Annotated in this window: 9 protein-coding genes and 2 pseudogenes; 9 read left to right on the top strand and 2 right to left on the bottom strand. The window is 49.9% G+C overall.

The window, feature by feature from the left end; all coding sequences use genetic code 11:
* Positions 1–296 precede the first annotated feature (296 nt).
* From IE105_RS02290 to IE105_RS02255, 8 genes and pseudogenes are all read left to right on the top strand, one after another.
* Positions 297–3,258, top strand: a pseudogene (locus IE105_RS02290) (TonB-dependent receptor).
* 271 nt (positions 3,259–3,529) lie between these two features.
* Complete coding sequence (locus tag IE105_RS02285) at positions 3,530–4,276, top strand: FadR/GntR family transcriptional regulator (protein ID WP_189495020.1); 747 nt, start codon at positions 3,530–3,532, stop codon at positions 4,274–4,276.
* Positions 4,277–4,401: 125 nt separating this feature from the next.
* On the top strand, positions 4,402–6,672 hold the full coding sequence (locus tag IE105_RS02280; RefSeq protein WP_189495018.1) for a polysaccharide lyase 6 family protein: 2,271 nt from the start codon (positions 4,402–4,404) through the stop codon (positions 6,670–6,672).
* Positions 6,672–8,846, top strand: coding sequence for a heparinase II/III domain-containing protein (locus tag IE105_RS02275; RefSeq protein ID WP_233353980.1), 2,175 nt, complete (start codon positions 6,672–6,674; stop codon positions 8,844–8,846). The genes IE105_RS02280 and IE105_RS02275 overlap by 1 nt, the downstream gene beginning before the upstream one ends.
* Before the next feature lie 2 nt (positions 8,847–8,848).
* A complete protein-coding gene (locus IE105_RS02270; protein WP_189495015.1) occupies positions 8,849–9,208 on the top strand; it encodes a cupin domain-containing protein in 360 nt (119 codons plus the stop codon).
* The gene (locus tag IE105_RS02265; RefSeq protein ID WP_189495012.1) at positions 9,205–10,518 is read left to right on the top strand and encodes an MFS transporter; all 1,314 of its coding nucleotides are present in this window, start codon (positions 9,205–9,207) and stop codon (positions 10,516–10,518) included. Before IE105_RS02270 ends, IE105_RS02265 begins: the two co-directional genes overlap by 4 nt.
* Positions 10,519–10,652: 134 nt before the next feature.
* Entirely contained in the window at positions 10,653–11,288 is a 636-nt protein-coding gene (locus tag IE105_RS02260; protein WP_189495010.1) for a bifunctional 4-hydroxy-2-oxoglutarate aldolase/2-dehydro-3-deoxy-phosphogluconate aldolase, read from the top strand.
* Positions 11,289–11,315: 27 nt separating this feature from the next.
* A complete protein-coding gene (locus tag IE105_RS02255; RefSeq protein ID WP_189495008.1) occupies positions 11,316–12,353 on the top strand; it encodes a sugar kinase in 1,038 nt (345 codons plus the stop codon).
* Between the two features lie 171 nt (positions 12,354–12,524).
* On the opposite strand, the gene IE105_RS02250 is transcribed toward IE105_RS02255, so the two are convergent.
* On the bottom strand, positions 12,525–13,406 hold the full coding sequence (locus tag IE105_RS02250; RefSeq protein WP_189495006.1) for an NAD(P)-dependent oxidoreductase: 882 nt from the start codon (positions 13,404–13,406) through the stop codon (positions 12,525–12,527).
* A gap of 755 nt (positions 13,407–14,161) precedes the next feature.
* On the opposite strand from IE105_RS02250, the gene IE105_RS02245 reads away from it, so the two are divergent.
* Complete coding sequence (locus tag IE105_RS02245) at positions 14,162–14,779, top strand: LuxR C-terminal-related transcriptional regulator (RefSeq protein ID WP_233353942.1); 618 nt, start codon at positions 14,162–14,164, stop codon at positions 14,777–14,779.
* Positions 14,780–15,272: 493 nt separating this feature from the next.
* Here IE105_RS02245 and IE105_RS02240 read toward each other — a convergent pair.
* Positions 15,273–16,124, bottom strand: a pseudogene (locus IE105_RS02240) (transposase); the annotation flags it as partial.
* Positions 16,125–16,230 lie beyond the last annotated feature (106 nt).

Genomic DNA, 16,230 nt, shown 5'->3' with positions numbered 1-16,230 from the left:
CTATAGAGTTCCTTCCAAAATTATCTGACAGGGGACGGTGAATCGAGCCAAATGAACCTGGATTGATCGCTCCCCCATCAAGCCGAGTGAGCCTGAAGGTGTTGCTCGAAAGGCACAGTTCAGAAAATAACCAATTGGTCCTACCAATTATTAGTTATTGGTAACATAAAAGTGTTGAAATTGGCATCATGATTGGTTCTTTTAAGGAAAGCCCGACTTACGAGGCTAAATAAAATAATAACTGACGTGTTTGTGAGGGCTCTCTCAAAAAAATACGTCGACATGGGGAATTTAAAATGACGTACACACGTGGACTCACATCTTTGATGTTGACCAGTTCGTTGGTTGCATTTGCATCAACGGCTCTTGCTCAAGACGCAGAGCCGGCCGATGAAATTATTTCAACAGGGATCCGTCAGTCGCTCCAAAATGCGCTTGTCGCCAAACGCAATGCGAGCAGTCTCGTTGAGGTCATTCAGGCCGAAGATATCGGTAAATTGCCCGATCAAAACCTTGCAGAAGTTTTGGAAAACATCACGGGTGTTCAAATTACGCGGACAGCGGGTGTTGGTACCGGCGTGCAAATCCGGGGATCAAATTCAAACCGTGTTGAAATTAATGGCGTCTCTAGCGTCGGGTCTGGCGCGGGGCGTAGTGGCATCGGGTTTGAAGATATCAACCCGGCCATCATTGCGTCTGTTGAGGTGACAAAAGCGCCGACAGCAAAGACGATTGAGGGGTCTGTGGGCGGCACAGTTAATCTGAAAACCATCCAGCCGCTCGATCTAAAAGGGACGTTGCTTAATGTTCGCGTACAAGGCGAGGATAGCAATCTCAGTACGGGCGGTATTAAGCCAAGAGTTTCGGGCGCGTTTGGTAAAAAATGGGATACGGGTGGCGGTGAAATCGGTGTTGTTATCACAGGCAGCTATACAGAACAGGAAGCTGTGTCTTTCCGCCCGCGTGCCGACCGCGATAATCTCTCTACAGCGCCGGGATCTACAGCGCCATATCAAGGCATTCAGTTCCTTGTGCATGTTGGAGCAGGAGAATGATGATTATGAGACGATCAATTTTGCATCAACGGTAGAGTGGGCGCCAAACGCCGATTTGCGACTGACGGCCCGTGCCATTATTAATGACCAAGAGCGGAGCCGAGACCAATATAGGCTCCAGGCGTCTGGTATTTCCGGCTTGAGAAATAGAGCTGAAAATTTACCGTCTGCATTCGAAACGCTCGATTACAGTGCAGTTGGAGGCCCTATTCTACAGGGGGCACTTATCGGCACGGTTGAGCCGAACGATACCGACCACGATGGTAATTTGCGCTTTTCAAGCGAAACAAACTCTCGTGTCACGGACAGCAAAATCTTTTCGTTTGGTGGGGAATGGACCCGTGACAATTGGACAGTCGCAGCTGAGTTAGCGACGTCAAAATCTGATACGACGACGCCATCATTGAATACGACAGTGAACTTCATGAATCCGAACTGTCCAAATGTTGACAGCCGCAACGATAATTGTACCCCGTTTATCTATGATTTGAGCAATGACGCATTGGCCTTTGGCGTAAACTTTGCCTCACCAAGAGCGCCATCAGTGGCGGACCTGACGAACCCGAATAATGTTGTATTGGATCAGGTCGATCAAGGACGCAACGCGACAGAAAATCAGGATAACGCCGCGAGACTTGATGTGTCGTATGATTTTTCTGACAGTAAGTTTGGTGACTATCTCACGTCGGTTGATGCGGGTATCCGTTTCAATGACTCATCCCATACATTTAACGATGTCAGCGGTCGCATCGGTGGTTTCAGTCAGTTAGAAGATGCGCCTAACGGCTCACTGTTCTCAGACATCCTTGTGACGGGACCATCCAATTTCGGTGACGCTGATGGCAGAAGCTTGTTCATCAGTGACTTCCTTCTCGTCGACCCAAATCTCTCTTTCTCAAATCCGGAGGCCGTTATTGCTTCGCTGGAATCGGCTCTCGCGGCACACCGCGTTCTCAACCCTACGGCTGATGGGGACCTTACAATGGTCTTGTCAGATGATCAGAATGCGTTCCGGGATTTGAGTGAGCAAACAATCGCGCTCTACACGCAAGCGAATTTCGCGAGTGGAATTTTCCGGGGCAACATCGGTTTGCGGTATATATCGACTGACGTCGATTCTACGGGCTACGCGCCCTCAGTTGGCGGCGCCGCAAGGCAGCTAGAGACAACAAGCGGGAGTTATGATTTCTTCCTACCACGTTTCAATCTGACCGCGGAGCCGACGGATGAAATCGTTCTGCGCCTTGGTTATGGCAAAGATATTCGGCGCCCTGATTTTAGCTCTCTGGCAACCGGTTTCACTTTTGATAATCAGGAAAACAGTGTCGTTCGTCTGGGTAATCCTGGTCTGGAACCTGAGGAAGTGACGTCATTTGATGTGTCGGCTGACTGGTATTTTGCGCCAGCAGCCGTCGTCAGTGTGGGCTTCTTCACCAAAGATCGCACGAATATCTTTGGTCAGAATTTCGAAGGGGCTTTGCTCGTTCCTGATGTGCTGGATGCTAACGGTTTAAACGGTACGACTGATTTGGTTCGGGAAACGGACCCGAACTGTCCAGGTGGGGGGATCTTCAACCCGGAAATTCAGCCAAATGTTCTGGGTAATCCGGCGATCAATGGTTTGTGTGCCGACTTCACACAGCCTGGCAATGACCCGTCAACAACAACGCAAACAGGGTTTGAATTTGCCGTCCAGTACGACCTTTCAAGCTTTGAGGATAAGCTCGGCTTTGCCTCTGGTTTTGGTGTTCAAGCGAACTATACCCATCAGAAATTCTCTGGCGGTTCCGTGGTTGATACGACATCAGGCCGGGGTTTAACGGTCCTCGGTGATCTCAGCATTCCGCGCGGTCTGTTGGACTTCTCTGAAAATGCTTACAACGTCACGGGCTATTACGAGAAATATGGTTTGTCCGCTCGCATGCGCTACACGTGGCGCGAAGGCTTCAGGACGAATGACTTCGGTGGTGGGGCTAACACATCCGGTAGTTCTACATTGAGCTTCCCTGTCCATACACTGGATAGAGGCCAGCTAAATGCCAGCATCAATTATGATGTGACGGATAATTTCAACGTCGGTGTTGAGGCGGTAAACCTGACTAAATCACGGATTATCCAAAAATGTGTCACCGAAGCAGGTCCAACCTGTTTCGTGGGGTATCCTGATCGTCGCATCGTGTTTGGTGGTAGCTACACATTCTAAAGCACGGGTCGCGCGATGATTGCGTCTAAGTAAAAAAGCGCCTCACATTTGTGGGGCGCTTTTTTTTTGCGAATGTTGATGGGTATGAGAGTTCCAAGTGAGGGGGCATTTCAATGTTAGAGGCAAGCCGGCCTGAGTTTCGAGGTGATTTGGACTGAACGACCCGGACGCATTTGATGAGGTCACTAAAACGCAGTGTAGTAAAGGATTGGTATAGACAAATGCTGCCTTCATGCTGCATTGGTATAGGAAGTTTAATTCGGGGGTTTATATGGCTGAGCAACGCTTATATCACACGGTTGCGAACAAGATTTTAGAGTTGATCGATGCTGGCGCGTTTCCGCCAGGAAGCCGCCTGCCGGGCGAACGCGATCTGGCTGAAAAATTTGGTGTCAGCCGCGTAGCTGTCCGCGAAGCCGAGATTTCTTTACAGGCGCAAGGGCGTTTGGAAATCAAGGTTGGGTCTGGTGCTTATGTGCTGGATGGAAGTGAATATCTTTCCCATAATCTCCCAAAAGTCGGGCCATTTGAACTCACTGAGGCGAGAGCCCTTTTTGAAGCGGAATCGGCGGCTTTGGCTGCGCCCATCATCAAAGATGAAGCGATCGCGGAATTGGAGCGATTGATTAAAGTCATGACCGGCGAAGAGCCTTCAGACATGACGGCCGAAGAGGCCGATGAGGCCTTCCACCTGACAATTGCCGAGGCGACAAATAATGCCGCCATCATTTTTGTGATCGGAAGCATGTGGAAAATGCGCAAGGAGGCCGTTCAACTCCAGACGGTTTACCGCTCTGTTTGCAGTAAAGATTCAAGTCATAGATCCGACGAGCATAACGATATTCTCGTGGCGCTTAAAAATCGGGATTCTTCAGCGGCGCGTAGCGCCATGAGGTCGCATTTCACGCGGATGATTGAGGCGCTCTTGATCGCATCAGAAGAAGAGGCCTATCAGGAAGTCAAAAAAAGAACGTCTGAAAGCCGATCTCGATTTCTCCTGACGACGCAACTTGATTAACTTATAGACCGCTCTTCGAGTCTATACCAATTCTACTAAATTGTCTTAATCTATTGGTTGACAATTTCCTCTAGGATTGACAATGTTCACTCAATAAACGCCAAACAGGCGTAAGGGGAATGATCATGAGAGGTCTCTCGCGCCAATTTTGCACGGGCACATCGGCGGCAGCGATTTTAATGCTGTCAGCCTGTGGAGCGACAGACCTTGAGTCTGAAAACACAAACGTGCTTGTCAAAACCCAAGCGCAATATGTTGAGGCGCTCAACGCAGCGGTGCCTGGCGATATCATCACACTTGCCAATGGCACGTGGGATGATTTCGAAATTGTCTTCTCGGGTCAGGGTGAGAAAGACAGGCCCATCACATTGACGGCTGAGACGCCGGGGCAGGTCATCCTCTCCGGACAGTCCAATTTAAGGGTCGCGGGTGAGTATCTCGAAGTCTCGGGTCTGGTCTTCAAGAATGGCTATACGCCGACAAGCGAAGTCATTTCTTTCCGCCTGAATTCTAACACTCTCGCCAATCATTCTCGGATCACTAATGTTGTGATCGATAATTATAATCAGCCTGAACGCCAAGAAGTTGATTTCTGGATCATGATGTATGGAAAGAACAACCGTTTCGACCACAATCATATTGTTGGCAAAAGCAATAAGGGCGTGACGATGGCCGTGCGTCTGGATTCAGAAGCCAGCCAGCAAAACCATCATCGTATTGATCATAACTATTTCGGCCCGCGCCAAATTTTGGGTTCGAATGGCGGGGAGAGCTTGCGTATCGGCACGTCGCATCACTCCCGGACAGATTCATTTACGACAGTAGAAAATAATTACTTCGACAGAACAGATGGTGAGTTGGAGATAATCTCCAACAAGTCAGGTAAGAACGAATTTTTGAACAATACGTTCTATGAATCGCGGGGCACGTTGACCATGCGACACGGCAATAATAACCTTGTCGAGGGCAATGTCTTCTTTGGGAATGGAGCGGACCACACAGGGGGCATCCGCGTTATCAATGCAGGGCAGACCGTCCGTAATAATTATATGGAGGGTCTGAAAGGCACGCGTTTTGGCGGTGCACTGGTCATTATGAACGGTGTTCCAAACGGGCCAATCAATCGCTACGATCCCGTTATTAATGCACTAATCGAGAATAATACGCTGGTTGATAGCGATAATATTCAGCTTGGAGCGGGCAGCGATGAAGAGCGCAGTGGCGCGCCGTCCGACAGTCTCTTCGAACGTAATCTGATCGTCAATACAGACGGACTCGATGTATTTACGGTCTATGACGACATGTCAGGCATCGATTTTAATAACAATGTTCTGGCGGATACAAATTCGCCCGCCTTTACCACGGGCTTTGACCGTGAGGCTGTCGTGCTGTCGCGTGCCGACAACGGATTGATGTATCCGCAAGCAGAAATCGAGGCGGGTATCTCGCGCGATTTACAGGTCACGACCAAAAGTATGACGGGTGTGTCGTGGTATCCAAAGACTGAGCCGCGTGTTGCGTTTCAATCAGGCGATAAAGTCATGATTGCGCCCGGCGAAGGCGCGTTGCTGACCGCGATCGATCAGGCGGGCGCGGGAGATACAATCGTGCTCTCGCCTGGACGTTACAGAGTTGGCAAGTTTCTGAATATTAGCAAGCCTTTGACATTTCAAGGCGAGGGCGATGTCGATGTGTCCTTTGAGCGATCGGCATTATTTCAGATTGAAAGCGGCGGTAGCCTTCAATTGATCGGGCTTAACATTTCCGGTGAGGCCAGCCCCGATAACGCGGGTAACTCTGTCATCCGAACGAGCCTCTATTCTATGCTCGAAAATTATCGACTGGATATTATTGATACAAATTTCCTCGATATGGACGTCAATCACTCATTCAATATTGTCTCCGCCGCGAAAGGGACGTTCGCGGATGATATTTCCATTACGGGGTCCAGCTTTTCCGATGTGACGGGCGCTGTGTTGAAGTTAAATCGGGAAGACGATGATTATGGAATTTACAATGCAGAATATCTGACGATTGCCGATTCCACATTCACAAATATTGGTGGTGCGCTTGTTGATTATTACCGGGGCGGCACGGATGAGAGCACCTTCGGCCCGCATTTCAGCCTGACAAACTCAACACTGTCTAATGTTGGCGGTGACAAGTGGAATAAGACGAAAGCGTCGATCCGTCTCCACGGTGTGCAAGTTACAGATATTTCAAACAATCGTTTCGAGGGCAATAAACCTTTCTTGATCGAACATACGGTCGGCGAACCCAAAACCATTATCGCGAATAATGTATTTATGCAGACGCCCGCTCCGATCATCGTTGAGCTCAATAGCGGCCTCGCAGCCACAGCCAGACTTACAAACAATGTGGGGATCAATCCGTGATGAAATGCTCAGGATTTGTACTGGCAACCTGTTTTCTGGGGGCAATAGTGCCGGGGTGCGCTGCTGCTGAACGTCCGATAGCTGCGGTTGAGACGCCGTATTCTCAAGGATTTGATGCGACTTTAGCGTCAGCCAAACATCAACTTGCGACGGCAATGCGCGCGCCGATCGCCGTGCCAACGCCCAAGGATCCAGGCGGAGGCTACACGCATGAGCAGCACAAACGAAATGCCAGTTTGATTTATGATGCCGGGCAAATGTACCGCCTGACAGGCGACGCAGATTATGCCGATTATGCAGGCAAATTGATGCTCGCCTATGCGGATGTATACCCGAGTTGGGGCCTCCATCCGGCAAAAAAAGAACAATCGCCGGGACGGATGTTTTGGCAAAACCTGAACGAGAGCATGTGGCTCCTGAATGTCTCGCAAAGCTATGCCGCGATCAAGGACACGCTGACGCCTGATCAGCGCGCCAAGATCGAAGCGGATGTTCTACGCAATATGGCCGATTTTCTGTCCGATGGGTCTCCCGAGACATTCAACAAAGTGCATAATCACGGGACATGGGCGACAGCGGCGGTTGGTCTGACAGGGTATGCGATTGGCGACGAAAATTATGTCGAGCAAGCTTTGTTGGGATTGGATAAGTCCGGCGAGGCGGGTTTTCTCAAACAGATGGACAAACTGTTTTCCCCCGATGGATATTACAATGAGGGACCGTATTACCAGCGGTTTGCGCTTATGCCGTTCGTGGTGTTCGCGCAGGCCGTGCAGCAAAATGAGCCTGAGCGTGAGATTTTTGAGAAGCGTGACGGCATTCTCAAGAAAGCGATTTATGCCACCATACAACAGAATTATGGTGGGCTATTTTTTCCGATAAATGACGCCATCAAAGACAAGGGCATTGCCACGCGTGAGCTTCTCCATGGTGTGGCGATCGCTTATGATTTGACTGGCGATACGGGCTTGCTGTCAGTTGCAGAGGCACAAGGAAAATATGTCCTGACGCCCGAGAGCCGGGCTTTGTCCGAAGACATCGCGGCTGGAAAGATGACGGACTTCGATTACCGGACGATGCGACTGGGTGACGGCGAAACCGGGACTGAAGGCGCGCTTGATATCATTCGCGCGTCCACAGACCCGGACGACCTTGTGCTCGTAGTGAAGAACACGTCTCAGGGTTTGGGTCACGGGCATTTCGACAAGCTCGGCTTTATGGTGTTCGATGCGGGCCGTGAAATTTTGCGGGATTACGGCGCGGCCCGCTTTCTGAATATTGAATCCAAATATGGCGGTCACTATCTGGTCGAGAATAATGCATTCGCCAAACAGACCATCGCGCATAATGCGCTGGTCGTTGATGAGACCAGCCATTTCGGTGGTGATGTCGAATTAGGTAATCAAAACGCGCCTGTCCTCGGCACGTTTACTGATACAGGCGATCTGAAAATTACCTCGGCGGAAATCGATACAGCTTATCCGGATGTCCTTATGGACCGGACGATGGCAATGATCACGGATGCCGCCTTCCCGCGTGCGATTGTAGTTGATCTTATTGAAGCGCATTCTGACAACCCGCATCAATATGACTTGCCGTTTTATTATAATGGCCAACTCACAGAAACGAACTTCAAAATTACGGCGGACACAACGGTGCGGCAGCCATTGGGTCAAGACAATGGCTATCAATATCTATGGCGCGTCGGCACAGCCTCCGCCATCGAGGGTCTGTCTCAGATTACGTGGTTATTGGACCGCACATTCTATTCTGTAACGTCATCTGTCCCGCAGAATTCGAACGTCATTTTTGCAGAAATCGGGGCGAACGATCCTGATTTTAATCTGCGGCGGGAACCTGCCTTCATCCTTCGGACGAATAGTCTGAACGGTGTGTCCATCGCGTCGGTAATCGAACCGCATGGCGAGTATAATCCAACTGTCGAATATACACTCAACAGTCATTCGAACGTTAAATCCGTGCAACATTTCGAAACGGGGGGCGATGACTATATCCTGATCGAAACCAAAGATGGTCAACGCGTTGGTCTGGGTGTTTCGGGTGATATGACCGAAAACGCCGCCCATTCAGTGAGCGTCGATGGGGCCGTCATGCGTTGGACGGGACCCTATAAATTGTTCCATTCAGATCGACACCAATCCGAGGGAAATTAGTCATGCAGAGTTCCGCTTTCCTATTCGGAGATAAGGTCCCGGTCGAAGATGTCGATCCGGGAATCAAACGTCAAATACTCGGCCATAATGACGATATTATGCTCGTCCGTGCCTCCTTTGAAAAAGGGGCAGAAGGCTATCAGCATAAGCATTTTCATTCTCAAGTCGCTTATGTCGAAAGCGGCGTTTTCGATGTGACGATCAATGGCGTCACGAAACGGCAAAAAGCCGGGGATTGTTTCTTCGTTGAACCGCACGCCATGCACGGCGCGATTTGTATCGAAGCCGGCGTCCTGCTCGACATGTTTTCCCCCATTCGCGAAGACTTTTTTGAAAATTATAAAAAGGGGAATGTCTCGTGAAGGGTAAGTTACGCTGGGCCGTTGTCGGTCTCGTCGCGCTCGCGACAATCATCAACTATATCGATCGCCAAACACTCAGTGTGTTGTGGCCCACAGAAATCGCGCCAGAGATTTTCCCGGATATGGATGCCAATGGGCATAAGGAAATCTACGCGACAATCTCCATAATTTTCGTCTTCTCTTACGCCTTTGGCCAAGCGATTTTTGGCAGAATATTTGACTGGATCGGAACACGGCTGGGCTTTGTTCTGTCAATTGGTGTTTGGTCACTCGCAACGATCGCGCATGCTTTCGCGAATGGTATCGTATCCTTCAGCATTTTTCGCTCAATTTTAGGTATGTCCGAGGCGGGTAACTGGCCGGGCGCGGCGAAAGCCAATGCAGAATGGTTCCCCGTGAATGAGCGGGCTCTTGCGCAAGGTATTTTTAATTCCGGCGCGGCGATTGGGGGAATTATTTCCATACCGCTGATCGGTTATCTCGCCTTATTTATGAGCTGGCAGCTGATATTTGTCTCAGTGGGTGTTTTAGGTCTCCTGTGGTTGGTGCCTTGGTTGGTCATTGTGAAGGCGCCGCCTAAATATCATTCTTGGATCACGGATGAAGAGCGCGACTATATTCTCAGCGGTCAGATCAATGAAGATCTCAACGCCGACGGCAATCTGGATGGGGGCTACAATCCTCCGATGGCCGAGCTACTATCGCGCAAGCAAAGCTGGGGTGTAATTGTTGCGTCGGCAGCGATTGATCCAATCTGGTGGTTGTTCATTGTCTGGATCCCGACATATCTGTTTGAAGTGCATGGCTTTGATATGAAGGCCTTGGTCGCCTCAGGCTGGGTTCCGTATGTCGGGGCGATGGTCGGGGCATGGTTTGGGGGGCTCTTGGCTCAGAACCGTATTGACGCAGGCTGGACGGTCGACAAGACTCGCAAGCTCACCATCACTCTCGGCTGCTTGATCATGCTGCCGGCTCTACTCGCTCTCGCCGTAGCCTCAACACCGGGCTTGGCTCTCGCATTGATGTTCATCATCCTGTTTGGTTTCCAGACAGCGATTGGCAACGTGCAGACACTGCCAAGTGATTTTTATGGCGGCAAGACTGTCGGCACGCTGGCAGGTTTGGCGGGTATGGCGGCGAAACTTGCGGGGGCTGGAATTATCGCTCTCGTTCCGATCATGACGGTGGGGGGGAATTATTTTTCAATCTTCGTCCTCGGCGCGGCGATGGCGCTGACCGCAATTGCTGCGGTCTGGTTCTTGTGCGGCCACATCGCCCCCCTGAAACCAAGAGGATATGTTGCAAAATAATAAGGTCGGTTTGAGAGCATAGTCTTTGCGTGCTCTCAAGTTTGGGAAACTCTTAGCCGTCCAACACGAACGCTTTTTGAAGCCATCCTGAAAGGACGGTCTTCATGGATATGACTTTGTCTCTGGGAATGAATATGACTAATACGCTAATCCAATCTCTTGAAGCCAAACGGGTTGTTCCGCTTGTGCAATCGGATGACCCCAAAACGGCCTTGAAAATCGCAGAGGCTTTACTGGCAGGCGGGCTTAATGTCCTCGAAGTCGTGCTCCGGACTGACGCCGCGCTGGATTGTCTAGAAGCGATTGCCAAGGAATTCCCCAAGGCACATGTAGGGGCAGGAACCGTCCTGTCGGCCGACCAATCAATAGAAGTGATCCGGCGAGGCGCGAGTTTCATCGTATCGCCCGGCCTTGATCCCGCGTCTGTTCAGGTTGCGAATGATGCGGGCGTGCCAATCCTGCCAGGAATTTCGACAGCAACCGAACTGCAACAGGCTTGGAATTTAGGGCTTCGGACGGTAAAATTATTTCCGGCCTCATTAGTGGGCGGGCCTAAAATGCTGAAGGCCCTCTCGTCCGTGTTTCGCGATGTGCGCTTTATGCCAACGGGGGGCGTAAGCCCGACAAATCTGCCCGAATATTTGGCTGTTCCCGCAGTGCTCGCCTGCGGCGGATCTTGGCTAACGCCTGCGGACGCCATTGCCAGCGGCGATTTTGCAGCAATCACAAAGCTGGCGAAAGACGCGATCGCCATCGCGAACCCAAAATAGACTTGAAAACAAAACTAGAGATTTATCATGACTGACTTTCTGTCCTTCGGCGAAATTATGCTTCGCTTGCGCACACCCGGCTACGAACGGTTTTTCCAAAGTCCTCAATTCGAAGCCACGTTTGGCGGCGGCGAAGCCAATGTCGCCGTGTCCTTGTCAAACTATGGGTTGGATGCGGGCTTCATTTCCGCACTGCCAGATAATGATATCGGCCAATATGCAATTAACTCACTACGTGCGCTGGGTGTCGATACATCTCATGTCAAACGTTCCGGTGAACGGGTCGGGATTTATTACCTCGAAACAGGCGCCAACCAACGCGCGTCGAAAGTCATTTATGACCGAGCTCACTCCTCGATCAGCCAGTGTAAACCGGGTGATTTCGATTGGGCAGAAATTTTTAAAGGCGCGAAATGGCTACACATAACGGGGATTACGCCAGCCCTGTCACAAGACTCGGCTGATCTGTCGATGGAGTGTGTCAAAGCCGCGCAAAAAGCCGGTGTGACGACATCCTGTGACTTTAACTTTCGCGGAAAGCTTTGGAATTATGGGAAAACCGCCCCTGACGTCATGCGGGATTTGGTCAAATATATTGATGTTGGCATTGCCAATGAAGAAGACTGTCAGAAATCTCTCGGTATTTCGGTCGATGTCGATGTTGAAAGCGGAAGCGGCCATCTGGACACGAGTAAATATGAAGAGCTCTCTCAGAAGGTATTGGACATTTATCCTGGCATGTCGACAATTGCGATTACGCTACGCGCGGCGGTTAATGCCAATATCAACGGGTGGTCGGCCTGTATGCGCGACCGTGAGAATGGTTTCCTTGTGTCCAAGAAATATGAATTGACGGATATTGTTGACCGTGTCGGTGGTGGAGACAGTTTTGCATCCGCCTTTATCGCGGGTTTCAACCTCTATGAAGACCGCCAACAAAGCCTTGAGTTTGCGGTCGCCGGATCAGCGCTGAAACATTCTATTTTGGGCGACTTTAACCGTGTGAACCGGAAAGAGGTAGAAGCCCTGATGGGTGGCGATGGGTCTGGCCGCGTGCAGCGTTAAACCTCGCTCGATCTCGACTTTACTATCAGCGGCAGGGCACACCTGCCGTCCAGTCGAAATAAGAAAACAAATAAGACCCGCCAGAAATGGCGGGTCTTTTCGTTTAAGATATGATTATTCTATCTCAGTTTGGGGGAGACCAAAACTGAGACAGAATAAAAGGGTGGTCCGTTACTTTTTCAATTTGACGAAATAGTCGAATATTTCAGGGACATTACCGTTACCCATTCCGGCATCGACGGCTGCTTGGAGGCTTGTTGATGTGCTTTCGGCGACCAATGACCGCGATCCCAAATCGGACATCATTTGAACGAAATAGCCGAGATCCTTGTTGGCATTATTAATGGAGAATCCGAGATCGCTAACGCCGTCCACAGCGTAGTTCTTACAGAACTTCATAAAGGGTGAGTTCGACGGTCCGGATGACATGATGTCGAAGAGTTGCTGGCGGTCTACGCCGGCGAGTTCCGCGGCGGCAAAAGCCTGCGACATGGCTGTCACTGTGGTCATGCCCATAAAGTTATTGATGAGTTTGGTTGTGTGCCCCGCGCCGAGTGCGCCGAGGTAAAAGACGTTTTCGCCCTGCTGTTTGAGGATCGGCTCATATTTATCGAAGGTCGCTTTATCGCCAGCCGCCATAATATTGAGAAGTCCGTCTTTGGCATGTGCGGGTGTCCGGCCAAGCGGGGCATCAATCATACCGGCCCCCTTCTTAGCGAGGTCTGCGCCAATTTTCTTGGTCGAGGCCGGGATAGACGTCCCAAAGTCAATCAGGACAGAGCCATCTTTGATCCCGGCTAAAATGCCGTTATCGCCATAGACGATTTTCTCAACCACGGCGGATGTGGTCAGGCAGAGTTGCACAATATCGCATTTTTCGGCGAGGTCTTTAGGCGAACTTGCTTCGGACGCATTCCCGCGGGCGAGAACTTTTGCAACAGCGTCCTTATTTAAGTCCATGACAACAACTTCGAAGCCTCGCTTTTGCAAGTTTTCGACCATGTTGCCGCCCATAAGTCCTAAACCAATAAAGCCAATCACGGGTTTTGACATCTTCTATTCCTCAACAAGTGGGTTTTCTCGCCAGCGGTTGACGACTTAGATTGTATTGAGGTTTACTATACCAATTTTACGGAGAGTTAAAGACAAAATCCAAATAATTTATACTACAGATGCCAAATCTAACTCATTGAATGCCATATAGGGTCATACTGTGTGGGGTAGATGCCCATATCTATTGGTATATGCAATTGGACTAGCTATTTACGTGGGCGACGACCTAATTCGGCGCGCTTAAAGCGAATGAGTTCAAGTTTTCATTAGACCGCAGGTCCGGAGTCACGATCAAATCCCGCTAGTCTACTAATGAGACGGACGAACGCTTTTAAAGCAAGTTGAATTTTCAAAATGTGTTTGCCGAGCGATAGGCGGTTTATCGGACCTGGCGCACTCAAACGCAGAGAGTTCCCGAAGGCGTCCGGCGAGGTGTCGGAGAGCCAGTTCACTGCTTTCCTGAGCTGCGCCTCCGAGAGGATTCAACACTACGGAATCTATCCCGCAGCGACATTCGACCCTGTATATTGACGGTCCAACCCGATTTCTTATGACAATACCGCTCCCTCTTTAACGCCAATCAAGTTGTATTTTTGTCATTGGCATGCATTCTATACTCGAAACATCCCTTCATAGATTGTGAGATAAAATGGCGGTCAGGCAGGGGAAGAGCGCTTTGCCAAACGACCCTTAGAGGAACCCTGCCGCTGTGGAACCTTATGTTCATTTCGCCTCTAATATGGTGTAATAATACAATGGGACAAATAGACGACAGTATTGAAGAAAACCTGACTGCAATGGTCGCTAAAACGTCAGTTCCATTTATAATTACAAATCCCCGCTTACACGATAATCCAATTGTCATGTGCAACGCGGAATTTTCAGAACTTACCGGGTATAGCGAAAACAGTATTCTGGGAAAAAATTGCAGGTTCCTAACGGGTAAAGATACAGAGCCCGAGCAAACAGAACTCATTGTAAACGCCATACAAAATGCGCGGCCTACATTAGTCCAAATATTAAATTACAAACAGGACGGGTCACCCTTTCAAAACGCCTTAATGATTGCGCCTTGGTTTGATGAAAATGGGGCGCTGGCATATTTCCTTGGTTCTCAAATGGAGATGGCAGGGACAAATAATATTACATCTTCAAGGACGTTAGCTGTGGCTGAAGACCGGGTTAAACGTCTCACTCCACAACAGACACGCGTGCTCAGTCATGTGGCAAAAGGTTATCGGAACAAACAAATCGCTCATTTACTAGAAATCAGTGAGAGCACAGTCAAACTGCATCGTGCATCAGCACTCACGAAGTTGCATGTTTCCACGACAGCTGAAGCCATTAGATTGGCTGTTGAAGCGGGCATTTAGGCGCAAAATCCTTAGAACTTCCTGCCCGGTGTTCATTGTTGGAATAAACGGCGAGCTCTACGCACCTAACCTTTTGGCTAGCTTGTTAAAAAAAGTGAGCCAATTATCGAGGCCGACCTTTCTCGCTAATCGCGTATGAGAGGGCATAGGAAGTCTGCACAACACTCATTTGACGTTTGTCAGTGGCCTCATTGCGTTTCACTCCACACGGGACGTGATGAGGCACTATGTCGTTGGGTCTACGAGGGTATTAACGCCTTACGTAAAAAACTCTCTTTGTTATCAGATAGTTAAATGGCATATATTGCCCCTCGGACATGAGCAAAGCTAACCGCGACACCTTTTTCCGCTTTCATCTTGGTAAAGGTTTCTAGAAATTCTTAGTTCGGTCAGTGTCCGTCGTCATATAAAACGGCACAGATTTTGGCCTGGGCCAAGAGAGACTTTGCTCACCTTGTTGGTTGATATTAGGCGACGGCTCTGCGGTATTGCACCGTCGCTGTTCAATAGTTTTCTGTTTTATCCTTTCTCTTCTTTTTAAGATTGCTTGGGCCCGCCCGAAGTAGACGTCGGCTGGCGTGACGTTGCTGAGGCTCTCGTGATAACGTTCGTAGTTATAGTGCTTCACGAAGTCTTCGATCTGTAACTTCAAGTCGCCCGGTAGGAAGTAATTCTCCAACAGGATTCTGTTTTTCAGCGTCTGATGCCAACGCTCGATCTTTCCTTGGGTCTGAGGGTGATAGGGCGCGCCGCGAACATGGCTCATGGCGTTGTCTTTGATGTATTTGGCCAATTCACCAGAGATATAGCTGGCGCCATTATCCGACAAGAGCCTTGGTTTATGGACCACTTTGGCCTGATCACAGCCTGAGGCTTCGAGCGCCATGTTGAGCGTCTCCGTGACGTCAGATGTCTTCATCGTCGTGCAGAGTTTCCAGCTGATGATATAGCGCGAGAAGTCATCAAGGATGGTCGACAGATAGACTCAGCCCCAGCCGATGATCTTGAAGTAGGTAAAATCGGTTTGCCACATCTTGTTGATGGCCGTCGTCTTGTCACGGAACTCACTGGCCGCTTTCATGACGATGAAGGCCGGACTGGATATCAGGTCATGCGCCTTTAGAAGCCGATACACAGAGCTTTCCGATACAAAGCAGCCCTTGGTATCAGTAAACCTGACTGCGAACTCACGGGGCGAGAGCTCCGGGATGTCGAGAGCCATACCGATAAGGTCTTTTCTGATTGTGTCGGGTATCCTGTTCCAGACCCGAGCCGGATGTGGCGCGCGGTCGGTGAGCCCGTCCTCCCCATAACAAAGATAATGATCGTACCAACGATAGAAGGTTTATAAGCGCAAAGTTGAAAGGCGACACTTGCGCAAAGTTCAAAGTTGACACTCCTCTAGCCAATTGGTTCCATAAACTCGCATTGCGTGAACTCATTTAGATCTT

This window comes from Algimonas arctica (genome assembly GCF_014652695.1).
In the GTDB taxonomy this organism is placed as follows: Bacteria; Pseudomonadota; Alphaproteobacteria; order Caulobacterales; family Maricaulaceae; genus Litorimonas; species Litorimonas arctica.
This window is presented reverse-complemented; position numbering and strand designations above follow the sequence as displayed.